Here is a 24,943-nt window from a genome sequence, read left to right as displayed (position 1 = left end):
CGTTGGTTTACCCTTGGTGGTTGTTCCCTTTCTTTCCTGAAAGGGCACTCATGACCATAAAGATTGCGTCAATGGCTGTAAAGTAGGGTCGATCACGCCGGCGTCGAAAACCGGCGATCCGCCCCGGGTCCACATGAACAGGGAGGTGTCAAGTGAACCAAGATCAGGCATAAAACCTTGAGATAAGTTGTATTTGTAATATTTTTTAACGATTTCTTATATTTTCTTCGCTTGATCTGCATCAACTCCGAGTCAACTAAACTGCACTGAAACTGGCTAAAATGTAACCAGGTTGTTACCCCGGTGTTATTTTTAAATGATGCCAGCAGTTCCCCGCCAAAGTAGCTTCAGTCGCTTCGGGCGGGGCTCAGGAGGACAGCAGCATGTCATTGTCTAAACTCAAGCGCCGCGACTTTCTCAAGGGGCTGGGCCTGACCGGGGCCGGCCTGGTGTTCAGCCCGCAGGGCTGGGCGCTTAACCGGCTCGAGCCCATTTCCGATCCCCTTGCCACAGATTATCCCTACCGCAGCTGGGAAGATCTGTACCGCAAGGAGTGGGACTGGGATCATATCGGCCACGCCGCCCACTGCATCAACTGCATGGGTAACTGCGCCTGGGACGTCTACGTAAAAGACGGCCTGGTGATCCGCGAAGAGCAGGTCGCCAAATACCCGCAGGTCAACCCCAGGGTGCCCGATGCCAACCCCCGGGGTTGTCAGAAGGGCGCCATTCACTCCACCGCCATGTATGAGGCCGATCGGCTGCGCTATCCCCTCAAGCGAGCCGGCGAGCGGGGCGAGGGCAAGTGGCAGCGCATTTCCTGGGATCAGGCTACCGAAGAAATCGCCGACAAGATCATCGATATTTTCGTCAAATACGGTCCCGGCAAGCTGAAAACCCACCAGGGCTCGGGCAACCAGACCATGGTACGCCAGTCCGGCCCCAACCGCTTTGCCTCTTTGGTGGGCGGCATTCAGCTCGACGGCTTTACCGTGGTGGGGGACCTCAGTACAGGTGCGCACCTGGCTTACGGCAACCCGTTGGAAAGCTTTACCTCCGATGCCTGGTTTGATGCCGACTACATCATGCTCGGCATGATCAACCCCAACGCCACCCGTATTCCCGATGCCCACTACATCTGGGAGGCCAAGTACAATGGTGCACGCATTATCAGCACCGCCCCGGATTACAACCCCAGCTCCATTCACACCGACTTGTGGATGCCCATTCAGCAGGGCTCGGACCCCTTTCTGGCGTTATCGTTCGTCAACGTCATCATCGAGGAAAAGCTGTACAAGCCGGCCTTTATGAAGGAGCAGACCGACCTGCCTATGCTGGTTCGGCAGGACAACGGCAAGCTGCTGCGCGAGGCCGACCTGGTGGAAGGCGGCTCCGATGAGGTCTTCTATCACTGGGATTTGAACAGCAACAGCGCGGTCAAGGCCAAGGGCTCCATGGGCAGTGAGGAAAAAGACCTGAAACTGGGCGAGGTGGATCCGGCCCTGGAAGGGGAGTTTGAGGTCGACGGGGTCAAGGTCACCACCGTGTTTGAGCAGGTAAAGCTGGAGGCGGCCAAATATCCGCCGGAAAGCACGCAAGAGCAAACCGGCCTGCACCCCAATGTGGTGCGTCAGGAAGCCCGCCACCTGGCCGCTTCCCGCAAGGCCATCATCATGCTGGGGTACATCACCTCCAGCTACTCCAACTGCCTCTATATCGGCTGGGGCTATGCCCTGGCGCTGGCGCTCACCGGTCACGGCGGCCGCACCGGCGGCCTGGATACCTCCTGGGTGGTGTGGAATCACCCCAAATGGACCGAACTGGCCACCTTTGACGGCAAGAAATCGGCCCGTTACGAGCCGGGTGGCCTGGGTGAGGTGCTGCGCGGCGACATGATGGACGGCATTCGCCGGCACTTCGACAACAAGAAGCTCAAGGAGCGGGTCGGTTTTGATGTGGACGAGATGGAAGCCATGATGCAGGAGTCCATCGACGAGGGCTGGATGCCCTATTACGGCGAGATCAAGGGCATGATCTCCATTGCCGACAACACCTTCCGCCGTAACAAGCTGGCCGAGCACTACCGGGATGAGCACCTGCGCCAGGCCAGTGAGCTGTATGTGAACGTCAATGTGCGCATGGACTCCACCGCCGAGTGGGCCGACTATGTGCTGCCGGCGGCAAGCCACTACGAGGCCTGGGATCTGCGTACGCAGGGCTATCACCGCTTCTGCAACGTGTTTACCGAGTCGGTGCCCCCGGTGGGCGAGTCCAAGCCCGACTGGGACATCATGGCCTTGCTTACCCAAAAGATTCAGGAGCGCGCCATCGCCCGGAACATAGGCCCGATTCAGGACGGTGACGTCACCCGGGATCTGCACACCATTCACGACGACTACACCATGAACGGCAAGCTCAATACCGCCCTGGATGCCTGCCGCTATATCGTCGACAATTCGCCCGAATTTGGCGGTGTTACCCTGGAAGAGGCGGCCGAGCGCGGCTTTATCGTGATGAACGAGCATGCCGGCCTGAACCAGCCGCTCAAACCCGATGAGCCTTATAATCCGTTCACCGCCCAGACCGACGGTAAAAAGCCTTACGAAACCCTGACCGGGCGCATCACCTTCTACGTCGACCATCCGCGTTTCGTCAAGCTCAAGTCCACCGTGCCCACGGCCCGGCTTTATGCCGGCCCGGAAGCGTCCAACTATCCGCTGCACTTCTACTCGCCGCACACCCGCTGGGGCATTCACTCCAACTGGCGCAGCAACAAGTACATGCTGCGGCTGCAGCGGGGTGAGCCCAATATTTACATCAATCCCAAACTGGCGGCGGAGCGGGGCATCAAGGACGGCGACCGGGTCAAGCTGTTTAACGACAACGGCGAGTTCTTCGCTCAGGCCAAGTTCTACCCCAGCCTTCCGGTCAACTCCATCATGATGGAGCACGGCTGGGAGCCGCATCAGTACATACATCGCAAGCCCATGAACAACTCGCACGCCACCCTGCTGCACCCGCTGGAGCTGGTGGGGGGCTGGGGCCATCTGAAGTTCATCTATGCCAAATGGAACGCCAACCAGACGATCCACGAAAGCAGCTATGACATTGCGCTGGCCAAACCCGATGAAATCAGTGACCCAAGGGCCATCTAACAGGAGGCTGTCATGGCTGTAAAAAGACAACTCAGCATGGTGCTGGATCTGAACAAGTGCATTGGCTGTCAGACCTGTACCTCGGCCTGCAAGCTGATGTGGACCAACCGCAATGGCCGCGAGTTCATGTACTGGAACAATGTGGAAACCATGCCGGGCAAGGGCTACCCCCGCGATTATCAGAACATGGGGGGTGGCTTTGATGCCGACGGTGCCCTGCGCATGGGCCGTCAGCCCAGCCAGGAAGACTACGGCATTCCCTGGGAATACAACTACGAAGAAGCGCTGATGACCGGCACCGACCCCTGGCTGCGCCCCAACGTCAAACCCACCTGGGGCGCCAACTGGGACGAAGACGAAGGCCTGGGTGACTATCCCAACAGCTATTACTTCTACCTGCCGCGGCTGTGCAACCATTGCTCCAATCCGGGCTGTCTGGCGGCCTGTACCCGTAACGCCATCTACAAGCGTCAGGAAGACGGCATTGTGCTGGTGGATCAGGAGCGCTGCCGGGGTTACCGCTACTGTGTGAACGCCTGCCCCTACAAGAAGGTGTACTTCAACGAGCAGATCTCCAAGTCGGAGAAATGCATCTTCTGCTACCCGCGTATCGAAAAGGGCCTGGCCACCGCCTGTGCCCGCCAGTGTGTGGGCCGCATTCGCTGGATTGGCTACCTGGACGACGAGGACGGCCCCATTCACCAGCTGGTGGAGCAATTCAAGGTGGCACTGCCACTGCACGCCGAGTGGGGCACTCAGCCCAATGTGTTCTATGTGCCGCCGCTGTCGCCGCCCAAATACGGCCCCGACGGTGACGTACTGGAAGAGTCGCGCATTCCGCTGGCGTATCTGGAAAGCCTGTTTGGGCCGCGGGTGGGCGAGGTGCTCGACACCCTCAAGAGCGAGCGCCAGGCCAAGGCGGAAGGACGCGAGAGCGCCCTGATGGATCTGCTGATCGGCTACAACCACGCCGAGATGTTCAAGCTGAGCTGAGGGGGAAGTTACCCATGAACACCCATTCCGTCACCGCCCATTGCCGGGCCCTGTTGCTGGGGCTGGCCATGACCAGCACCGGGGCCCTGGCCGATCACAGCGAAGTGAATCCCAATGTCATCGAGGTGAAGCCCTGGGACACCGTCAAGGTGGCACGTATTCCCGGCACCATCTATTTACGTACCCAGAATGACCCGGACGACCTGATCTGGGACCGGTTGCCCATGTACCGTACAGGCTTGTATGCGGCACCGCCGGTGCATCAGTCGGTCAAGCTGCGTTTTGAACAGGATCAGGCCTATGAGGCCAAGCACATGTATTTTCAGGTGGCCCGCTCCGACGAACGTTTTTACCTGCGGCTGCGCTGGAAGGACGGCACGGAAGACAGAGCCACCACGGTGGACGGTTTTCGCGATGGCGTGGCGGTGCAGTTTGCCCTCAAGGGTGCAGACACCTCCTACATGATGGGCTCAGGCCCGGACAAGCCGGTCAATATCTGGTACTGGCGCGCGGATCGGGATCAGATTGCAGATCTGGCCGCCGGTGGTTATGGCAGTACCACTCACTTGCCAGATCAGCTTATCAATGGCGCCAGCGCCTGGGTGGCGGAAGAAATTCAGCAGGACAGCGAGTGGCATGTGGTGATGTCCCGGCCGCTTGAGGTCAAGGGCGAACACCAGGTCGATCTGTCCCGGGAGCAGATCCCGGTGGTGTTCGCGGTGTGGGAAGGCCACCACAACCAGCGCGACGGCGACAAGCGAGTGTCGCCCAACTGGATCCTGCTGGACAACAGTGAGGGCTGAGCGTTATCAGAGTAAAGGCGCCTGCTCCCGGAGGACACCGGCTCCCCCGAGCAGGTCGCTCCCGGCTGTTATTCATCCCTCGAATCAAGGTTTCATTCCCGATCTCTGTCCGCCTGCGGATGGTGCAGTTCGAGTCTGACATGAACGGGCTTGTTAACGTCCATCACAGGTGAGTCTGGTAGTGTCACCAGGCAGAAGAATAAGCCTCAAATGGGTATTCTGTTGGTTTAAAGTTTTGATATTGTTACTTGATTTAACTTTTGCTGTTGTTTTCTTCGTTGCGCATGGTTGATCTGCATCAATCGAGATTGAACTAAAGTACTTTTGGCCCAGTTATCGAATGACTGCATTTTGAGCCTGGTGTTATGTTTTCGCGACACCAAAAGCGCCCCGTCGAAGCAGGTTCAGCCGGGGCCCAGGAGGACAGCAGAATGCAATTGTCTACACTCAAGCGCCGCGACTTTCTCAAGGGGCTGGGCCTGACCGGGGCCGGCCTCGTGATAAGCAGTAAAAGCTGGGCGCTCAACCGTCTGGAGCCCATCTCAGACACTCTCGCCACCGAATATCCCTACCGCAGTTGGGAAGACCTGTACCGCAAGGAATGGGACTGGGATTACATCGGCCACGCCGCCCACTGCATCAACTGCATGGGCAACTGCGCCTGGAACGTCTACGTCAAGGATGGCCTGGTGGTCCGCGAAGAGCAGATCGCCAAGTATCCCCAGGTCAACCCGAATGTGCCCGATGCCAACCCCCGTGGCTGCCAGAAGGGCGCCATTCACTCCACCGCCATGTACGAAGCCGACCGGCTGCGCTATCCGCTCAAGCGGGCCGGCGAGCGCGGCGAGGGCAAGTGGCAGCGCATTTCCTGGGATCAGGCGACCGAGGAAATCGCTGACAAGATCATCGATATTTTCGTCAAGTACGGCCCCGGCAAACTCAAGACCCACCAGGGCTCCGGCAACCAGACCATGGTGCGTCACTCCGGTCCCAACCGCTTCTCGTCGCTGGTGGGCGGCATTCAGCTCGACGGTTTCACCGTGGTGGGCGATCTCAATACCGGTGCTCATCTGACCTACGGCAACCCATTGGAAAGCTTCACCTCCGATGCCTGGTTTGATGCCGATTATATTCTGATGGGCATGATCAACCCCAACGCCACCCGTATTCCCGATGCCCACTATATCTGGGAGGCCAAGTACAACGGCGCCCGCATTACCAGCACCGCCCCGGATCACAACACCAGTGCCGTGCACACCGACTTGTGGATGCCCATCAACCAGGGCTCGGATCCCTTCCTTGCCATGTCGTTTGTAAACGTCATTATCGAGGAAAAACTGTTCAAGCCTGACTTTATGAAGGAGCAGACCGATCTGCCCATGCTGGTGCGCCGTGACAACGGCAAGCTGCTGCGCGAGGCCGATCTGGTGGAAGGGGGCTCCGATGAAGTGTTCTATCACTGGGACATGAACACCAAGCAGGCGGTCAAGGCCAAGGGCTCCATGGGCAGTGATGACAAGACCCTGAAGCTCGGCAACGTCGACCCGGCCATTGAGGGCGAGTTTGAGGTGGACGGCATCAAGGTCACCACAGTGTTTGAGCAGGTAAAGCTGGAAGCGGCCAAATACCGCCCGGAAGACACCTTTGAACTCACCAATATTCACCCGGACGTGGTGCGCCAGGAAGCCCGCTACCTGGCCAAGGCCCGCAAGGCCATCGTCATGCTGGGTTACATTACCTCCGGCTATTCCAACTGCATTCATATCGGCCGGGCCTACGGGCTGGCGCTGTCGCTCACCGGCCACTGTGGCCGCACCGGCGGCCTCGACACTTCCTGGGTGGTGTGGAATCACCCGAAATGGGCAGAGCTGTCCGAGTTCGGCGACAAGAAGCCTCGCTACGAGCCCGGTGGTCTGGGCGAGTTTCTGCGCGGCGGCATGATGGAAGGCGCCCGCGAGCACTTCAACAATAAGAAGCTCAAGGAGCGGGTTGGCTTCGATCTCGACGACCTGGACGCCATGATCAAGGAGTCCATCGACGAAGGCTGGATGCCGTATCACGGCGAGATCAAGGGCATGATCTCGGTGGCCGACAATACCTTCCGCCGCAACAAGTTCGCCAACCGTTACCGCGACGAGCACCTGCGCCAGGCCAGCGAGCTCTATGTCAACGTGAACGTGCGCATGGACTCCACCGCCGAGTGGGCCGACTATGTGCTGCCGGCGGCGGGCCATTACGAGAGCTGGGATCTGCGTACTCAGGGCTATCACCGCTTCTGTAACGTCTTTACCCGTTCGGTCCGGCCGGTGGGCGAGTCCAAGCCCGACTGGGACATCATGGCGCTGCTCACCAAAAAGATTCAGGAGCGCGCCATCGCCCGGGGCGTCGGTCCCATTCAGGACGGTGATGTCACCCGGGATCTGCACACCATTCACGATGACTTCACCCGCAACGGTACCCTCAACACCGATCTCGACGTGTTCACCTATATCGTGGAGAACTCGCCGGAGTTTGGCGGCGTCAGCGTGAAAGAGGCGGTGGAACGCGGCTTTATCGTGATGAACGAGCACGCCGGCACCAACCAGCCGCTCAAACCCGATGAGCCCTACAACCCGTTCACCGCCCAGACCGACGGCAAAAAGCCTTACGACACCCTGACCGGGCGCATCACCTTCTACTGTGATCACCCGCGCTTTATGAAGCTGGGTGCCACCGTGCCCACGGCCCGGCTTTATGCCGGCCCCGAGGCGTCGAACTACCCGCTGCACTTCTATTCGCCCCATGCCCGCTGGGGTGTGCACTCCAACTGGCGCAGCAACAAGTATCTGCTGCGGCTGCAACGGGGCGAGCCCAACATCTATATCAACCCCGGGCTGGCAGCAGAGCGGGGCATCAAGGACGGCGACCGGGTGCGGCTGTTCAACGGCACCGGCGACTTTTTCGCCCAGGCCAAGTTCTACCCCAGCATTCCCAAGCATTCCATCATGATGGAGCACGGCTGGGAGCCCCATCAGTACATTCACAAGAAGCCGATGAACAACTCCATGGCTACCTTCCTGCAGCCGCTGGAACTGGTGGGCGGCTGGGGTCACCTGGGCTTCAAATACTGCATGTGGAACGCCAACCAGTTACTGCACGAATCCAGCTTCGACATCGAGCTGGCCAAGCCGGAAGACATCGCCGACCCGCGGACCGTTTAAGAGGAGATTGCCATGGCTGTCAAACGCCAACTCAGCATGGTGCTGGACCTGAACAAGTGCATCGGATGCCAGACCTGTACCTCAGCCTGCAAGCTGATGTGGACCAACCGCAACGGCCGCGAATTCATGTACTGGAATAACGTGGAGTCCCAGCCCGGGCTGGGCTACCCCCGCGACTACCAGAACATGGGCGGCGGTTTCGACAAGGATGGCGCCCTGCGCCTGGGCCGCCAGCCCAGCCAGGAAGACTACGGTATTCCCTGGGAATACAACTATGAAGAAGCGCTGATGACCGGCACCGATCCCTGGCTGCGTCCCAACGTCAAACCCACCTGGGGCGCCAACTGGGACGAAGACAGAGGCGAGGGGGACTACCCCAACAGCTACTACTTCTATCTGCCGCGGCTGTGTAACCACTGCGCCAACCCGGGCTGCCTGGCGGCCTGTACCCGCAACGCCATCTACAAGCGCCAGGAAGACGGCATTGTGCTGGTGGATCAGGAGCGCTGCCGCGGTTACCGCTATTGCGTGAACGCCTGCCCCTACAAGAAGGTGTATTTCAACGAGCAGATCTCCAAGTCGGAGAAGTGCATCTTCTGTTATCCGCGTATCGAAAAAGGCCTGGCCAACGCCTGTGCCCGTCAGTGTGTGGGTCGCATTCGCTGGGTCGGCTACCGGGACGACAAGGAAGGTCCCATTCACAAGCTGGTGGAGCAATTCAAGGTGGCATTGCCGCTGCACGCCGAGTGGGGCACCCAGCCCAATGTATTCTACGTGCCGCCGCTGTCGTCGCCCAAATACGGCTCCGATGGCCGCACTCTGGAAGAGCCGCGCATTCCGCTGGACTACCTGGAAAGCCTGTTCGGCCCCCGGGTGGGCGAGGTGCTGGAAACACTCAAGACCGAGCGCCAGGCCAAGGCCGAAGGCCGCGAGAGCGCGCTGATGGATCTGCTGATCGGCTATAACCATGCTGACATGTTCAAGCTGAGCTGAGAGAGAGGTTACCCATGAACACCCAATCCGTTACCGCCGACCAGGTTCAGGCCCGGGGCACCGTGTTCCGGCTGGCCGCCGCCATGCTGGACTACCCGCTGGCCGAAACCCAGCAGGCCCTGCGCGAAGGTCGCATGGCACAGGTGCTGAGTCAGGCCATGGCGATACAGGGCGAGCCCGCCTGGCCCGCCCTGCCGGCAAGCAGTGACCTGCAGGCGCTGGAAGTGGGCTACATGGCCACCTTTGTACATGGCCGGCGTGGCCGGCCCCATGTGCCGCTGGTGGCCAGCGCCTACGAACAGCTGCTGGCCGGCGACACCCCGGGCCGTTACCTGCTCAACGTACAGGCCTTTTACCGGCATTTCGGCCTCAAGGCCGCCACCGATGACGAAGGCCATATCGACGAGCCGGATCACCTGGTCACCATGCTCGAATTCTGCGCCCTGCTGTGCCATCTGGAGCAGCAGGCGCTTGAAAGCGGGGGAGATGTCGGTTCGCCCCGGCGGGCACTGCGGGACTTTCTGACCCGCTATCTGGTGCCGATGGCAAGCGCTGTGCGTGAGCGCTTTAACCGGGAAGCCGACCAGGGCCTGGACGCCAACCTGGCCTGCCTGGTGCAGCGTCTGCCCGACTGGGCCGCCCGCCAGTGCGAGTTGCTGGAGCACCAGGTTGGCCCCTGTCCGCAACCGGGCCAGCGCGCCGCGACCGGCAATTCCGAAGGCATGTGGGAATAATGAGGAACATAGAATGAAAGCGATGACGTCCATTTACCGGGCCATGCTGCTGGGACTGGCCATGACCACGGCCGGTACCGCCCTGGCCGATCACAGCGAGATGAACCCCAACGTTACCGAGGTGCAGCCGGGCGATACCGTCAAGGTGGCACGCATTCCCGGTACCATCTATTTGCGCACTCAGAATGATCCGGATGATCTGATCTGGGACCGCCTGCCCATGTACCGCGTTGGTCTGTATCCGGCCCCGCCGGTGCATCAGTCGGTCAAGCTGCGTTTTGAACAGGACCAGGCCTATGAGGCCAAGCACATGTATTTTCAGGTGGCCCGCTCCGACGAACGGTTTTACCTGCGGCTACGCTGGAAGGACGGCACCGAAGACAGAGCCACCACGGTAGACGACTTTCGTGATGGCGTGGCGGTGCAGTTTGCCCTCGAAGGCGCCGACACCTCCTACATGATGGGCTCGGGCCCGGACAAGCCGGTCAATATCTGGTACTGGCGCGCGGATCGGGAGCAGATTGAAGATCTGGCCGCCGGCGGTTACGGCAGCACCACCCGCCTGCCGGATCAGCTGATTGACGGTGCCAGTGCCTGGGTGGCGGAAGAAATTCAGCAGGACAGCGAGTGGCATGTGGTGATGTCCCGGCCGCTTGAGGTCAAGGGTAAGCACCAGGTCGATCTGGACCGGGCTCAGATCCCCGTGGTGTTCGCGGTCTGGGAAGGCCACCACAACCAGCGTGACGGTGACAAACGGGTAACCCCCAACTGGATCCTGCTGGACAACAGCCACTGATACTCAAGGGGAGGAGTTCATCATGACGGTAAACCAATTTAATGCCGGCCAGGACGACGACCTGGCCGTGCGCCCGGCCGACTGCGGCCGGGGCCATGCCTGCCAGTTTTGCCCCAAAGAGCCGGAGTGCACCCTGGACAAGCCCCACCACGAGCAGCGGTTGCTGCAGCGCCGGCTGGCCGACATTGGCCAGATCATTCTGGTCATGGCCAACAAGGGCGGCGTGGGTAAAAGCACCGTCTCGGCCAACCTGGCCGCCGGTCTGGCCGCACGGGGCTTCCGCGTAGGCGTGGCCGATGCGGATATTCATGGTCCCAACCAGAGCCGTTTTTTCGACCAGGTGGGTCAGCGGGTGCGGGTCAGCGAGCGCGGCCTGGATACCCTTGAGAGCTTCGGCGATCGGCTGCCGCATCCGGTCAAGGTGGGCTCGCTGGCCTTTATGATGCAGCGGGATGACACCCCCATCGTCTGGCGCGACGCCTACAAGCACGACTTTATGCATCACCTGATAGGCAGCTTTGACTGGGGCCCGCTGGATTTTCTGGTGGTCGACATGCCCCCGGGCACCGGCAATGAGCTGATCACCCTGAGCGATCTGCTGGAGCAGCAGGCGGTGGCGGCGGTGATTGCCACCACCCCCCAGCAAGTGGCACTGATGGACAGCCTCAAGGCCATCCGCTTCTGCCAGGAGCGCGGCCTGCCGCTGATCGGCGTGGTGGAAAACATGGCCGGGGTGACCTGCCCTCATTGCGGCGGCGAGTTTCAGTTGTTCCCACGGGCTCACCTGGCCGAGGCGCTGGATGAGCTGGGGGTGGAATCATTGGCCAGCATTCCGTTGTCGCCGCTGCTGGCCACGGCCTCTGACTCGGGCGCCCCGCTCACCATGGACCAGCCCGACAGCCCCGAGGCGAAAGCCTTTGCACCGGCGGTGGACGCCTGTATTGACCATGCCCGGAAAGTCAGTGTTGAGGCCGCCACCGAGGAGCTGCAGGCGGTGATGGTGGCCGATACCGACGATCTGGAAGCCATGCTCAACGACCTGCCCGAGGAAGACAGGGACCAGGCCCGGCGCGACCTTGAAGCGCTGCTTGCCGGCGAGCGCGCCCGGCTGAAAAACGATCGCTAATCACTGTTATGAGGAGAGCGCCATGAGCTCAGTACACAACCCTTCCCGCCGGCATTTTTTTCGCCAGCTGGCCAGCCGGGTAGAAGCGGCCACGCCGGTGGGCACCCCCTGGCACCCGGTGCTGGAAGCCCATGCCGGCGATGGCGACGTGCTCTGGTCCGGCTGGGCCGGAGCGGGCGAAGTGTTCGTGGTGGGCGACGAGGGCCGCATTCTGCACTTCAACGCCGACCAGCCGGGCTGGCACGAGCAGGCCACGCCGGTACCGCTGCCCCTGCACGGTATCTGGGGCAACCAGACCGACAGTCTGCACGCGGTGGGCTGGATGGGCTGCATTCTGCATTACGACGGCGAGCAGTGGCGGCGAGTGCAGGGCGGTGTGGTCAACGATGACACCGGTCGCTACGCCTCCTGCGAGGAAAACACACCGCTGTTTGCCATCGACGGCAACACGGCCGGCGAGGCCTGGGCGGTGGGCGACGACGGCCGCATTCTGCATTTTAACGGCGAGGGCTGGCAGTCTGAGGCCTCGGGCACTCGCATCAACCTGCGGGCAGTGGCCTGTGCACCAAACGGCCGGGTCTATGCCGCCGGCGGCGAAGGTACCCTGCTGTGCCGGGACGTGAATGGTGAATGGCAACCGATGGATTGCCCCTTAAGTACCGGTTTTCATGCCCTGCTGGTGCTGAACGACGACGAGCTGCTGCTGGCAGGCGGGCGTTACTTTGTGGATCAGGGCGGCTTTCGCGGCGAACTGGTGCATTACCGCCACGGCGAGTTTCACAACCTGGCCCACGAGGCGGGGCTGCCGCGGCTCAGGGCCCTGCGTGCCTACAAGGACGGCGTGCTGCTGGTGGGCGACAAGGGCCACCTGCTGTATCTGCACAACAACAAGGTGCACAGGCTGGCCTGCAACACCCATCACGATCTGATGGACATCGTTACCCTGGGCTCCGGCGAGGCGCTGGTGGTGGGGGACTTCGGTACCCTGATGACCGCCGCGCCCGACTTTGAAAAGGCGCTGGCCATTCCTCACCGGGAAGTGGCGGCGCAAAGCCGGTGGGAAACCATGGCAAGCCCCACCCAGCGTCAGCTGTGGGGACTGTGGCAGGCCCACGATGGCCAAATGTATGCCTGCGGCGATGTTGGCACCGTGCTGCGGCTGGACGGCGAGCAGTGGGTGGCGCTGCCGGCGCCCGATGAGCAACTGGCGGTGCACTGTTTATGGAGCTGTGAAGGCAGCGGCCTGCTGGCCGGCGGCCAGGAAGGGCGCATTTATCGCTTCAATGGCGAGCAGTGGCAGCTTCACTTCGATCTGCACCTGCACACCACCATACTGGCGATGTGGGGCACCGGGCCCGACTGCATTTATGCGGTGGGCGACGAGGGACTGGTGCTGCATTACGACGGCCTGGGCTGGCAGCGGATGGCTAGCGGCACCACGTCAGCACTCTACGATCTCTGGGGCCTGGATGCCGAGCACCTGCTGGCGGTGGGCGACTTCGGCCTGGCGTTGCGCTACAACGGCAAGGAATGGAAAGAATTCAACACCGGCACCGAGCAGTTTATTTACAGCGTCTGGGGCCGGGGACTGAACGACATCTACGCCGTGGGCCTGTCGGGCACAGTGGTGCATTTCAACGGCCAGCGCTGGCACACCATGCCCACCCGGCTGCAGCAGGATTTGTTGTCGATCTCCGGCAACGACACCGGTGGCGTGTTTGCCGTGGGCGGACGGGGCACGGTGCTCAGGCTGGAGCAGGGCCAGTGGCTGCGTGAAACCGCCCCCACCGAGGCCGGCCTGCGCGCCGTGTGCGCCGCTCGGGACGGCACCGTCTACGCCGTGGGCGATAGGGGCACCATAGTGCGGCGGTCTGCCTGACCGCAGTCATACCGTCATTCCCGCCTTCATTTTGTCATTCCCGCGAAGGCGGAGATCCAGAACATGGAGCACGGGTCTCAATCCCCAGCATTGTCTGCAGACCCGCACTGGACCCCCGCCTGCGGCGGGGGTGACGGAAAACGCCGCCGTCATGCCCGTGAAGACGGGCATCCAGGGCATGTAGCACTATCCTTAACCCCCTGCATTGTCTGCAGACCCGCACCGAACCCCGCCCAATCCCTTTCATGTCTCGTTCTGACAAAACCATGTCTTAATCAGCAATGCCCATAAACGGCATCGGCAGTCTACTGGGAGCCGGCCTGTGAAGGCATGATTTTGCCCCCAGGCCCGGTGCGTTCGTGCGGCGAACGCGACACTCGTCATAAGACAAGGATGCTGAATTATGTGCGCAATACACGGTAACAGAGGCGTGGTCTACACCGGGCCCGGCAAGGTCGAGGTACAGTCCATTGCCTTTCCCGAGCTGTCCCTGGGCAAGCGGGCCTGCCATCACGGCGTGATCCTCAAGGTGGTGTCCACCAACATCTGCGGCAGCGATCAGCACATGGTACGCGGGCGCACCACGGCGCCGTCAGGCCTGGTGCTGGGCCACGAGATCACCGGCCAGATCATCGAATGCGGCCGGGACGTGGAGTTCCTCAAGGTGGGCGACATCGTCTCCGTGCCCTTTAACATTGCCTGCGGCCGCTGCCGCAACTGCAAGGAAGGCAAGACCGGCATCTGCCTGAACGTCAACCCGGCCCGTCCCGGCGCCGCCTACGGTTACGTCGACATGGGCGGCTGGGTCGGCGGCCAGTCCGAATACGTGATGGTGCCTTATGCCGACTTCAACCTGCTGAAGTTCCCGGACCCGGATCAGGCGCTGGAAAAAATTCGCGATCTCACCCTGCTCTCCGACATTTTCCCCACCGGTTTCCACGGCTGTGTCACCGCCGGCGTGGGCCCGGGCTCCACCGTGTATATCGCCGGTGCCGGCCCGGTGGGTCTGGCGGCCGCCGCCTCGGCCCAGTTGCTGGGGGCGGCCTGTGTGATCGTGGGCGACATGAACCCGGAACGCCTGGCCCAGGCTCGCAGCTTTGGCTGCGAGACCATCGATCTGCGCGAAGAGGGCTCGATGGAAGACAAGCTGGAAGTCATTCTGGGCGAGCGGGAAGTGGATGCCTTTGTCGACTGCGTCGGCTTCGAGGCCCATGCCTGTGGCTGCAACCATGGCAAGGAAGCGCCGGCCACCGTGCTCAACTCGGCCATGCAAATCACCCGCGCCGGCGGCCAGATTGGCATTCCCGGCCTGTATGTGACCGAAGATCCGGGCGCGGTAGACGAAGCGGCCCGTGAAGGCGCGCTCAGCATGCGCTTTGGCCTGGGCTGGGCCAAGTCCCACTCTCTGCACACCGGTCAGTGCCCGGTGATGAAGTATCACCGCCAGCTGATGCAGGCCATTCTGTTCGACAAGATCGACATCGCCAAGGCCGTGAACGTGAAGGTGATTACCCTGGATGAGTCGGTGCAGGGGTATGCCGACTTTGACGGTGGTGTGGCCCGCAAATTTGTGATCGACCCCCATGGCATGATTCCCGCGTGAGGGATAGGGTTGAAGATGATATAGCCGGCCAGGATGACTGGCGGCACTGACCCCATCATGGCGGCGGCAACAGGCCGCCGCCATGATCGTTAATGAGGTGGACTTTCTAATGGATGAGAAACAGGTGAAAGGGATGCACGCCATCGAGCGTATCGTGGCGTCCCTTCGGCACCAGCCGGGGGCGCTGCTGCCTATGCTGCATGGTATTCAGGACGAGCTGGGTTACATTCCCGACGACGCCATTCCCGTTATCGCCAAGGCATTGCGCATTACCGCCGCCGACGTGCACGGGGTGGTGAGTTTTTATCATTATTTCCGCTCCGAGCAGCCGGGCCGCCATGTGGTGGAAGTGTGCCGGGCCGAGGCCTGTCAGGCCCGGGGCGCCCGGGAGCTGGAAGCCCACGCCAAGGCCAGACTGGGCATCGACTATGGCCAGACCACGGCGGATCGCAACATCACCCTCAAGCCGGTGTACTGCCTGGGCAACTGCGCCACCGGGCCCTCGGTACGGGTGGGCAAGTGCATCAAGAGTCGCACCACGCCGGCCCGCTTCGATCAACTGGTGGATGAACTCGCCACCTACAAGCTGGAGCTGAAATAATGACCCTGCGTATTTTTGTTCCGAGCGAAACCACGGCGCTGTCGGTGGGCGCCGACGATGTGGCCACCCTGATAAAGCGCGAAGCCGATGCCCGCGGCATCAGCATTGAGCTGGTGCGTAACGGCTCCCGGGGCCTGTTCTGGCTGGAGCCCCTGGTGGAAGTGGATGACGGTCGCGGCCGCCGTGCCTTTGGCCCGGTCGAAGCCGGTGATGTGGCCTCGCTATTTGAACACGACTTTGGCGACGACCATCCCCTGGCCCTGGGGCCGACCGAGGAGATTGCCTATCTTCAGCGTCAGCAGCGGGTGACCTTTGCCCGCCTGGGCGTGACCGATCCGCTGTCGTTGCTCGACTACCAGGCCACCGGCGGTTTTGACGGCCTGAAGCGGGCGCTGGACTGCACTCCTCAGCAGCTGGTGGATCAGGTCAAGGCTTCCGGCCTGCGTGGCCGGGGCGGGGCGGCCTTTCCCACCGGCATCAAGTGGCAGACGGTGCTCGACGCCAAAGGCGCGCAGAAATACATCGTCTGCAACGCCGATGAAGGCGACTCCGGCACCTTTGCCGACCGGCTGGTGATGGAATGCGATCCCTACATGCTGATTGAAGGCATGACCATAGCCGGGCTTGCCGTGGGCGCGACCCAGGGCTACATCTACCTGCGCGAGGAATATCCCCTGGCCCAGGAGCGCCTGGAGCAGGCCATTGCCCGGGCCGAGGCCGCCGGCTTTCTCGGCACCAATTTACTGAACAGCGGCCGCGATTTTGCACTGGAAGTGCGCCTGGGCGCCGGCGCCTACATTTGCGGCGAGGAAACCTCCCTGCTCGAAAGCCTGGAAGGCAAGCGTGGCATGGTGCGCGCCAAGCCGCCGCTGCCGGCCATCGAGGGCCTGTTTGGTCAGCCCACCGTGGTTAACAACGTACTCAGCCTGGCGGCGGTGCCGTCCATTCTGAGCGACGGCCCCGAGCATTATGCCGGTTTCGGCATGGAGCGCTCCCGGGGCACACTGCCATTCCAGCTGGCCGGCAACATTGCTCAAGGGGGGCTGGTGGAATTGCCCTTTGGCCATACCCTGCGAGAGCTGATTGAAGACTTTGGTGGCGGCACCGCCAGTGGCCGGCCTCTGCGCTCGGTGCAGGTGGGTGGCCCGCTGGGTGCCTACCTGTCCGAGGCCCAGCTCGACACGCCGCTTGATTATGAAGCCTTTGCCGCCATCGGCGCCGTGCTCGGCCACGGTGGCGTGGTGGTGTTTGATGACAGCGTCGACATGGCCGAACAGGCCCGGTTTTCCATGGAATTTTGCGCCGAGGAGTCCTGCGGCAAGTGCACGCCCTGCCGTATTGGCGCGGTGCGCGGGGTGGAGGTGATCGATCGCATTATCAACAACGATAATCGCGACGCCAACCTGGCCCTGCTTGACGATCTGTGCGACACCATGATGCAGGGCTCACTGTGCGCCATGGGCGGCATGACGCCGTTCCCGGTGAAAAGTGCGCTCACCCTGTTCCCCGAGGACTTTCAGCGCCAGGGAGGAGAAAAGGCATGATTGAATATTGTTTCCCGGACAAGGATCTGGGCACCCCGGCCAAGGAGTCGGAGGTGCAGGTCACCCTGAGTATCGACGGCGTTGAAGTGACCGTGCCAGAAGGCACGTCGGTCATGCGCGCTGCCGCCCTGGTGGACATCAACATCCCCAGGCTGTGTGCCAGCGACAATCTGGAAGCTTTTGGCTCCTGCCGGCTGTGCACGGTGGAAATTGAAGGCCGGCGCGGCATGCATGCGTCCTGCACCACCCCGGTAGCGCCGGGCATGTTGGTGCGCAGCCAGACCGAGGCGCTGGCCAAACTACGGCGCAACATCATGGAGCTGTATATCTCCGATCATCCCCTCGATTGCCTGACCTGCCCGGCCAACGGCGACTGCGAGCTGCAGGACATGGCCGGTGACGTGGGCCTGCGTGAGGTGCGCTACGGCTTTGCCGGCGAAAACCACCTGAATTTGCCCAAGGACGAGTCCAACCCCTATTTCACCTTTGACGCCAGCAAGTGCATTCTCTGCTCCCGCTGCGTGCGCGCCTGCGCCGAGGTGCAGGGCACCTTTGCCCTGACCATTGAAAAGCGTGGCTTTGAGTCCAAGGTGTCCACCGGCAAGGGCAGTGATTTTCTGAGCTCCGACTGTGTATCGTGCGGCGCCTGCGTGCAAAGCTGCCCCACCGCCACCCTGAGCGAAAAATCGGTGATCGAGCAGGGCCAGCCCGAGCACAGCGTGGTAACCACCTGCGCCTACTGCGGCGTGGGCTGCTCGTTCAAGGCCGAGATGAAGGGTGACCAGCTGGTGCGCATGACCCCGTACAAGGGCGGCCAGGCCAACCACGGCCACGCCTGTGTCAAGGGCCGCTTCGCCTTTGGCTATGCCACCCACAAGGACCGGGTGAAACAGCCCATGATCCGCGACAGCATCGATCAGCCCTGGCGCGAAGTAAGCTGGGACGAAGCCATCGGCTTTGCCGCTCGGCGCCTGCGTGAGGTGCAGCAACAGCACGGCAAACACAGCGTGGGCGGCATTACCTCGTCCCGCTGCACCAACGAAGAAACCTACCTGGTGCAAAAGCTGGTGCGTGCCGCGCTGGGCAACAACAACACCGACACCTGCGCCCGGGTGTGCCACAGCCCCACCGGCTATGGCCTGAAAATGACCCTGGGTGAGTCGGCGGGCACCCAGGACTTTGACTCCGTGCTGCAGTCCGACACCATTCTGGTGATTGGTGCCAACCCCACCGACGCCCACCCGGTGTTCGGATCCTTGCTGCGCAAGCGGCTGCGCCAGGGCGCGAAGCTGATTGTGGCGGATCCGCGCCATATCGACTTGCTGGAAACCCCGCACACCGAGCAGGCCCTGCACCTGCCCATTCGTCCGGGATCCAACGTGGCCCTGGTGAACGCCCTGGCTCATGTGATTGTGACCGAGGGGCTGGAAGACCAGGACTTTATCGCCGCCCGCTGCGCCCCCGAGGAATACGCCGCCTGGCGCGAATTTATTCTCGACCCGGCCCATGCCCCCGAGGCCATGAGTGAAGTGATTGGCGTGCCCGCTGAGCGCCTGCGCGACGCCGCCCGGCTTTATGCCACCGGCGGCAACGGTGCCATCTATTACGGCCTGGGCGTGACCGAGCACAGCCAGGGCTCCACCACGGTTATGGGCATTGCCAACCTGGCCATGGCCACCGGCAACATTGGCCGGCCCGGTGTCGGGGTAAACCCGCTGCGGGGTCAGAACAACGTGCAGGGCTCCTGCGACATGGGCTCTTTCCCTCACGAGCTGCCGGGCTACCAGCCGGTGACCGACGACGCCATTCGCGGCCGCTTTGAGCACGTCTGGGGCGCCGAGCTGGACGCCGAGCCGGGGCTGCGCATTCCGGGCATGTTCAACGCCGCCATCGAGGGCCGCTTCAAGGCCATGTATGTGCAGGGTGAAGACATTGCCCAGTCGGACCCGAACACCCAGCACGTGGAGGCGGCGCTGCGCTCGCTGGAGCTGCTGATCGTGCAGGATATTTTCCTTAACGAAACCGCCAAGTTTGCCCATGTGCTGCTGCCCGGCGCCACCTTCCTGGAGAAAAACGGCACCTTTACCAACGCCGAGCGGCGCATCAACCGAGTGCGCAAGGTGATGGCGCCGCTGGCCGGCAAGGAAGACTGGGAAGTGACCATGGCCCTGGCCAACGCGCTTGGCTACCCCATGAACTACCGGCATCCGTCCGAGATCATGGACGAGATTGCCAGCCTGACGCCGTCCTTTACCGGGGTCAGTTATCAGCGGCTGGAAGAGCTGGGCAGCATTCAGTGGCCCTGCAACGATGAGTTTCCGGCCGGCATGCCGGTGATGCACGGCGACAGTTTCCCCATTGGCCTGGGCCGTATGGTGGTGACCGAGTTTATTCCCACCACCGAAAAGGTGAGCCAGGCCTATCCGCTGCTGCTGACCACGGGGCGGATCCTCAGCCAGTACAACGTGGGTGCCCAGACCCGGCGCACCGACAACAACGTCTGGCACGGGGAAGATTGGCTTGAAATTCACCCTCACGACGCCACTGCCCGGGGCATTGCCGACGGCCAGCCGGTCACCATTGCCAGCCGCACCGGCAGTACCGTGTTGCGGGCCAAACACAGCGAGCGCATGCAGCCCGGGGTGGTGTACACCACCTTCCACTTTCCCCACAGCGGCGCCAACGTGATCACTACCGACAACTCGGACTGGGCCACCAACTGTCCGGAATACAAGGTGACGGCGGTGCAGGTCACCGGCACCAACGACCAGACGCTGTCGGACTGGCAACGCCGGTTCGAGGCCTTTACCGAGCAGCAACTGGCCTATGCGGAGCAGGCCCATCACCAGGTGAAGGAGCACTAAATAGAAACGCCGGCGAAAGCCGGCGTTTTTGTGTGATAGCCACGCTGGATCTTAATTCGTCATGCCCATGAAGATGGGCATTCAAGGGCATGGTGCGCTGATCTGAAAGCAACGCTTTGTCTGAAGATCCCCTGGACCTCCGCCTTCGCGGAGGTGACGAAGAAATCAAAAGCTGAGGTGACGGAATAACGCGGAAGTGATTTCGGTGCCGTCATTCCCGCGAAGGCGGGAATCCAGAGCATGGTGCACATGACCCGAAACCACTCCGGCGCAGAAGACAGGGCTGGGGTTACAGCATGGCTGCACCAGACAACCCGTCAGCCGTCTGCCCTGGACTCCCGTCTTCACGGGAGTGACAGAGTTGGGGAACAAGCGTGTAAATAACAGTAAAAACAAAAAAGCCTGAGCCGAATGCCGGCTCAGGCGAAAACGGGCTTACCTGTGAGTTCTTGCTAACAGGCTGACCAGCCGTACCAAACAGTTAAAACGCGATGTCCACATCTTCCTCGGGCACGCTGCAGCAGCTCAGCACATAGCCGTCGGCAATGTCTTCGTCGGTAATGCCGCCGTTGTGATCCATGTTGACCTTGCCCCTGGCGACCTTCACCTTGCAGGTGCCGCAAATGCCCATGCCGCAGGCCTTGGGGATGTGCAGGCCCACCTGGGCGGCGGCGCTGTGCAGGGTTTCGCCGGGCAGAATGCTGGCCTGCAGATCGCTTTCCAGAAATGAAATGTTCAGCCGGTCTTCGCTGTGCTCCAGCTCGTCCGCCAGATCCGAGGCTTCCTGGGCCAGCTGCTCAACATCCTCAATCACTTCCACCGGCGTGGCACCGAAGCTTTCTTCGTGATAGTGGTCCATGTCGAAGCCGGCTCGCTGCAGCAGGTCGCGAATCGCCTTCATGTAGGGCGCCGGGCCACAGCAGAACACTTCCCGATCCATAAAGTCGGGGGAAATCTGAGCCAGCATGGCGCTGTTCAAAAAGCCCCGGTAGCCGCTCCAGGTTTCGCCAATGTCGGTGCGTTCGCAGATCAGGCTCATCTGAATATTGGGCAGCCGTGAGTCCATGTGCTGCAGCTCACGGTAAAACACCAGATCCTTGGGGGTGCGGGCGCTGTGCACAAACTGAATGTCCACCTCGGCGTTGGTATCAAACCACCAGCGCAGCATCGACATCACCGGGGTAATGCCCACGCCGCCGGAGAGCAGCAGTACTTTTTCGTTGGGATAGTCAATGCAGTTGAAGTTGCCCACCGGGCCGTGCGCCGCCAGGGCGTCGCCTTCCTTCAGGTTATCGTGCAGCCAGTTCGACACCACGCCGCCGGGCACCCGTTTCACAGTAATGGAAAAGCTGTAGGGCACGGAAGGAGAGGAGGCGATGGTGTAACTGCGCATCACCGTCTGTTCGTCAATTTCCAGCTCCAGGGTTACGAACTGCCCGGGCTTGAAGAAAAACAGCAAGGGGCTTTCCGCGGTAAAGCAAAAGGTGCGTACGTCCCAGGTTTCCTGGATCACGCGCACACAGCGCACCGGATGGCGGCCATTGCTCCAGGTCTGGGTATTGATGGGGGATAGAAAGTCCTGATTCATCGCCGTTCTCCGATGCGCGTAAAGTGAATGACCTGTTTTCCTTGATGGCTTCATTTTTGATGAGAACGGCCGGATGGAATTGCCTGAAAACGACACCGACATATCCGTTCACCCCGTTTACAGGCCGGCCGAAAGCCGTGCTGGCGGGGCAGGTCGGAAACAAGCGCGGCGAGCGTCGCTTTCAGGCAATCCGGTTTACATAACCTTGGCAACAATAAGGTCAACCGTGGCCCTGGCGGCTGTCGCCGGGATACCTCAGGCACTCATCAACAGAAAGGAAGCAAGACAGATGGAGCAGACCAACACCACCGTTATCGGAGCCGTCAACAGCCTGGCAGACACAGTTCAGCTGTTGCGCCAGCGCCGGCCCGGCTATTCCCTTCCTCAGGCCTGTTACAACAGCCCCGAGGTGTTTGCCGCCGACATGGAGCAAATCTTCTGCAAGGAATGGCTGTACGTGGGGCTGACCTGTGAAATTCCCCAGCCCGGCAACTTTATTACCCTGGAAGTGGGCAACAATCCCATTACCATAGTGCGCAACAAGCAGATGGAGGTGCAGGCGTTTCACAACGTGTGCCGGCACCGCGGCTCGCGCATCTGTCTGCCCAGGCAGGGCAAGGTGGCCAAAATGGTGTGCCCCTATCACCAGTGGACCTACGAGCTGGACGGCGAGCTGATTTATGCCGGCAACGACATGGGCGACCAGTTCAACAAGGCCGACTTTCCGTTGAAAAAGGTGCACACCAAAACCGCCGGCGGTTACATTTTTGTCAGCCTGGCCGACAACCCGCCCGAAATTGACGACTTCCTTGCCGAACTCGGCCGTTACCTGGAACCTTACGATCTGGAAAACGCCAAGGTGGCGGTGCAGTCCGAGATTCTGGAAGAGGCCAACTGGAAGCTGGTGATCGAGAACAACCGCGAGTGTTATCACTGCGCCGGCTCGCACCCCGAGCTGCTTAACACCCTGCTGGAATGGGACGACACCAACGACCCCCGCGCCACCGACGCCTTCAAGGCCCATGTGGCGCGCAAGGCGGCGGAGTGGGACGCCGAAGGCATTCCCCATGAGCATGTGTCGTTCGGCCTGCGCAACCGCATGGTGCGCATGCCCCTGGCCGAGGGCAAGGTGGCCATGACCATAGACGGCAGCGCCGCGTGCAAGAAAAATCTGGGCCGGGTGCAGAACCGGGATCTGGGCTCCCTGCGTATTCTGCACCTGCCCAACTCCTGGAACCACGGTCAGGGCGACCATCTGATCACCTTTCAGGTGATTCCGGTCGGCCCCCAGCAGACCAAGGTGGTCACCAAGTGGGTGGTGCACAAGGACGCGGTGGAAGGCGTCGACTACGACGTGGAAAAACTGCGCCGGGTATGGGATGCCACCAACGCCCAGGACCGGGCCCTGGCCGAGGAAAACCAGCGCGGCATTAACTCCGTGGCCTATGAGCCGGGCCCCTATTCACCCACCTACGAGTTTGGTGTGGTGAACTTCGTTAACTGGTATGCCGACACCCTGGTGGCGAACGCCGAAGGCCCGACACTGTCGGTTGAGTTGCCGGAGTAAGCTGGCTGTTTCGTTACTACTCCCCCTTGCTTTGTTACCCCCGTGCCTTTCATTTCGTCACCCCTGTGTTCCCTCGTCGCCCCCGCGGAGGCGGGGGCCCAGGACAGACGGCTGAAGGACCGCCGGGTGCGGTGATACTGCAAACCCAGTCATTTCTTCAGACCCGCACCAAAGTTAATGCCGTGCAGCATGCTCTGGATGCCCGTCTGCACGGGCATGACGAACAGTGTGTCGCCCCCGCGCTGGCACGTCATCCCCGTGCAGACGGGGACGGGAGCCCAAGGCTGACGGGGCGTGACTCGCGCCGCATTTGGCGCAAGGCCCGTCGCTATCGGGACAATGGCGTAATCACACAAACGTAGTATGGATATCGCCCTGCAGCCGAGGCGAGGGCGCAGCAACCGCCAGTGTTGCACGCCACCCGCCCGGGTTCTGCAAAAGGAAATTGCACACCGTTCATACGGCATCACATCAGGAAGGTAATCACATGAAAACTCGCGGACTCAACTTCAAAACCCTGCTGGCGTCTGCCATCACTGCCGCTTGCCTGGTCAGCACCAGCGCCCAGGCATTGACCCTGAAGCTGGCCACCGACTCCGGCACTCAGGGGTCACCGGCCGGTGAAGCCCTGAAAAAATGGGGGGAGCTTATCGAGCAGAAATCCGGTGGCGACATCGAGACCAAGGTTTTCTATCAGAATGAGCTGGGCGGTCAGCAGGAAGTGTTCGACCTGCATGTGGCCGGTGATGTGGACGTGATGCTGAACTGGCCCATGACCTCCTACGACAAGCGCATTGGCGTGATTTACACCCCCTACATGACGCTGTCGTGGAAGGAAGCGCTGGACGCCTACAGCCCGGGCGGCTGGGTCAACAACCTGCTCGGCGGTGTGTATCAGGATATTGGCCTGAAGTTCTTCGGCCCCTGGCCGGAAGGCTTTAACGGCGTGGGTTCCCGCGACAAGTACGCCCTCAATATCAAGGATGCCGAAGGCCTCAAGGTGCGCACCATGACCGTGTTCCCGGCTCCCCAAACCATGCAGGCGCTTGGCTACCAGACCGCCGCCATTGACTGGGGAGAAGTGTACACCGCACTGCAGACCGGCGTGGTCGACGGTGAGGCCGGCAACGTCATCTACTGGGATTACGAGTATTTCCGTGACTCGCTCGACTACTACGTGCAGACCAAGCACTTCTTCATGACCGGTGTGCTCTCCATGAACCTGGATGTGTGGGACAGCATGAGCGAAGACCAGCAGAAGGTGGTGCAGGAAGCGGCAGTGGAAATCATGAACGAGCAGTTCAAGGCCGCCAAGGAGCAGGACGAGTTCTACATCAAGAAGGCCCAGGAAGCCGGCATGAAGTACTTCGAGCCCAGCAACGAGCAACTGCGCGAATTTGCCCGCGCCGCCCGCGAGCAGGTCTGGCCGCTGATGGACAAGGAAATCGGCGCCGACATCATGAACACCATTCGTGCCAACGCTACCAAGCTGTAACC

At 61.4% G+C, this 24,943-nt stretch carries 16 protein-coding genes; 15 read left to right on the top strand and 1 reads right to left on the bottom strand.

From position 1 onward, the window contains the following. Positions 1-383 precede the first annotated feature (383 nt). The 13 genes from clrA (Q9290_RS04480) (at position 384) to fdhF (ending at position 20,291) form a co-directional block, all read left to right on the top strand. Complete coding sequence (clrA, locus tag Q9290_RS04480; RefSeq protein ID WP_306078433.1) at positions 384-3,155, top strand: chlorate reductase subunit alpha; 2,772 nt, start codon at positions 384-386, stop codon at positions 3,153-3,155. Positions 3,156-3,167: 12 nt separating this feature from the next. Further along, complete coding sequence (gene clrB, locus Q9290_RS04475) at positions 3,168-4,148, top strand: chlorate reductase subunit beta (protein WP_306078431.1); 981 nt, start codon at positions 3,168-3,170, stop codon at positions 4,146-4,148. A gap of 14 nt (positions 4,149-4,162) precedes the next feature. Beyond that, positions 4,163-4,951, top strand: coding sequence for an ethylbenzene dehydrogenase-related protein (locus tag Q9290_RS04470; protein WP_306078430.1), 789 nt, complete (start codon positions 4,163-4,165; stop codon positions 4,949-4,951). Positions 4,952-5,382: 431 nt separating this feature from the next. Beyond that, positions 5,383-8,151 carry a chlorate reductase subunit alpha gene (gene clrA / locus Q9290_RS04465; protein ID WP_306078429.1) on the top strand — a complete coding sequence of 923 codons (2,769 nt, stop codon included), beginning with the start codon at positions 5,383-5,385 and terminating at the stop codon, positions 8,149-8,151. Between the two features lie 12 nt (positions 8,152-8,163). Continuing rightward, positions 8,164-9,144: a chlorate reductase subunit beta gene (gene clrB, locus Q9290_RS04460; RefSeq protein WP_306078427.1), complete on the top strand. Its 981-nt coding sequence runs from the start codon at positions 8,164-8,166 to the stop codon at positions 9,142-9,144. Between the two features lie 14 nt (positions 9,145-9,158). Further along, the gene (locus tag Q9290_RS04455; protein ID WP_306078426.1) at positions 9,159-9,878 is read left to right on the top strand and encodes a molecular chaperone TorD family protein; all 720 of its coding nucleotides are present in this window, start codon (positions 9,159-9,161) and stop codon (positions 9,876-9,878) included. A 13-nt stretch (positions 9,879-9,891) separates the two neighbouring features. Then, complete coding sequence (locus tag Q9290_RS04450; protein WP_306078425.1) at positions 9,892-10,674, top strand: ethylbenzene dehydrogenase-related protein; 783 nt, start codon at positions 9,892-9,894, stop codon at positions 10,672-10,674. Between the two features lie 22 nt (positions 10,675-10,696). Then, entirely contained in the window at positions 10,697-11,800 is a 1,104-nt protein-coding gene (locus tag Q9290_RS04445) for an Mrp/NBP35 family ATP-binding protein (protein ID WP_306078424.1), read from the top strand. Positions 11,801-11,822: 22 nt separating this feature from the next. Next, positions 11,823-13,679, top strand: coding sequence for a beta propeller repeat protein (locus tag Q9290_RS04440; RefSeq protein WP_306078423.1), 1,857 nt, complete (start codon positions 11,823-11,825; stop codon positions 13,677-13,679). A 403-nt stretch (positions 13,680-14,082) separates the two neighbouring features. Beyond that, a complete protein-coding gene (gene fdhA / locus Q9290_RS04435) occupies positions 14,083-15,282 on the top strand; it encodes a formaldehyde dehydrogenase, glutathione-independent (RefSeq protein WP_306078422.1) in 1,200 nt (399 codons plus the stop codon). An 82-nt stretch (positions 15,283-15,364) separates the two neighbouring features. Beyond that, positions 15,365-15,883 carry a formate dehydrogenase subunit gamma gene (locus Q9290_RS04430; RefSeq protein ID WP_306078421.1) on the top strand — a complete coding sequence of 173 codons (519 nt, stop codon included), beginning with the start codon at positions 15,365-15,367 and terminating at the stop codon, positions 15,881-15,883. Then, positions 15,883-17,427, top strand: a complete 1,545-nt coding sequence (locus Q9290_RS04425; protein ID WP_306078420.1) for a formate dehydrogenase beta subunit — start codon at positions 15,883-15,885, stop codon at positions 17,425-17,427. Before Q9290_RS04430 ends, Q9290_RS04425 begins: the two co-directional genes overlap by 1 nt. After that, positions 17,424-20,291, top strand: coding sequence for a formate dehydrogenase subunit alpha (gene fdhF, locus Q9290_RS04420; protein WP_306078419.1), 2,868 nt, complete (start codon positions 17,424-17,426; stop codon positions 20,289-20,291). The genes Q9290_RS04425 and fdhF overlap by 4 nt, the downstream gene beginning before the upstream one ends. 481 nt (positions 20,292-20,772) lie before the next feature. Here fdhF and Q9290_RS04415 read toward each other — a convergent pair whose 3' ends face one another. Further along, positions 20,773-21,879 carry an FAD-binding oxidoreductase gene (locus Q9290_RS04415; RefSeq protein WP_306078418.1) on the bottom strand — a complete coding sequence of 369 codons (1,107 nt, stop codon included), beginning with the start codon at positions 21,877-21,879 and terminating at the stop codon, positions 20,773-20,775. Between the two features lie 289 nt (positions 21,880-22,168). Here Q9290_RS04415 and Q9290_RS04410 point away from each other — a divergent pair, with 289 nt between their 5' ends. Together Q9290_RS04410 and dctP are read left to right on the top strand one after the other, a co-directional pair. Next, a complete protein-coding gene (locus Q9290_RS04410; protein ID WP_306078417.1) occupies positions 22,169-23,446 on the top strand; it encodes an aromatic ring-hydroxylating oxygenase subunit alpha in 1,278 nt (425 codons plus the stop codon). Positions 23,447-23,933: 487 nt separating this feature from the next. Further along, entirely contained in the window at positions 23,934-24,941 is a 1,008-nt protein-coding gene (dctP, locus tag Q9290_RS04405; RefSeq protein ID WP_306078416.1) for a TRAP transporter substrate-binding protein DctP, read from the top strand. The last annotated feature ends 2 nt before the right edge of the window (positions 24,942-24,943 follow it).

This window comes from Oceanimonas aquatica, assembly GCF_030732065.1.
Taxonomy (GTDB): domain Bacteria; phylum Pseudomonadota; class Gammaproteobacteria; order Enterobacterales; family Aeromonadaceae; genus Oceanimonas.
Note: the sequence above shows the minus strand (reverse complement) of the source record. Positions and strands in the feature narration are given on the sequence as shown.

Excerpts from the sequence above, each read along its gene's own strand:
- clrA (WP_306078433.1), top strand. The coding sequence starts at position 384 with ATGTCATTGTCTAAACTCAAGCGCCGCGACTTTCTCAAGGGGCTGGGC.
- clrB (WP_306078431.1), top strand. The coding sequence starts at position 3,168 with ATGGCTGTAAAAAGACAACTCAGCATGGTGCTGGATCTGAACAAGTGC.
- Q9290_RS04470 (WP_306078430.1), top strand. The coding sequence starts at position 4,163 with ATGAACACCCATTCCGTCACCGCCCATTGCCGGGCCCTGTTGCTGGGG.
- clrA (WP_306078429.1), top strand. The coding sequence starts at position 5,383 with ATGCAATTGTCTACACTCAAGCGCCGCGACTTTCTCAAGGGGCTGGGC.
- clrB (WP_306078427.1), top strand. The coding sequence starts at position 8,164 with ATGGCTGTCAAACGCCAACTCAGCATGGTGCTGGACCTGAACAAGTGC.
- Q9290_RS04455 (WP_306078426.1), top strand. The coding sequence starts at position 9,159 with ATGAACACCCAATCCGTTACCGCCGACCAGGTTCAGGCCCGGGGCACC.
- Q9290_RS04450 (WP_306078425.1), top strand. The coding sequence starts at position 9,892 with ATGAAAGCGATGACGTCCATTTACCGGGCCATGCTGCTGGGACTGGCC.
- Q9290_RS04445 (WP_306078424.1), top strand. The coding sequence starts at position 10,697 with ATGACGGTAAACCAATTTAATGCCGGCCAGGACGACGACCTGGCCGTG.
- Q9290_RS04440 (WP_306078423.1), top strand. The coding sequence starts at position 11,823 with ATGAGCTCAGTACACAACCCTTCCCGCCGGCATTTTTTTCGCCAGCTG.
- fdhA (WP_306078422.1), top strand. The coding sequence starts at position 14,083 with ATGTGCGCAATACACGGTAACAGAGGCGTGGTCTACACCGGGCCCGGC.
- Q9290_RS04430 (WP_306078421.1), top strand. The coding sequence starts at position 15,365 with ATGATCGTTAATGAGGTGGACTTTCTAATGGATGAGAAACAGGTGAAA.
- Q9290_RS04425 (WP_306078420.1), top strand. The coding sequence starts at position 15,883 with ATGACCCTGCGTATTTTTGTTCCGAGCGAAACCACGGCGCTGTCGGTG.
- fdhF (WP_306078419.1), top strand. The coding sequence starts at position 17,424 with ATGATTGAATATTGTTTCCCGGACAAGGATCTGGGCACCCCGGCCAAG.
- Q9290_RS04415 (WP_306078418.1), bottom strand. The coding sequence starts at position 21,879 with ATGAATCAGGACTTTCTATCCCCCATCAATACCCAGACCTGGAGCAAT.
- Q9290_RS04410 (WP_306078417.1), top strand. The coding sequence starts at position 22,169 with ATGGAGCAGACCAACACCACCGTTATCGGAGCCGTCAACAGCCTGGCA.
- dctP (WP_306078416.1), top strand. The coding sequence starts at position 23,934 with ATGAAAACTCGCGGACTCAACTTCAAAACCCTGCTGGCGTCTGCCATC.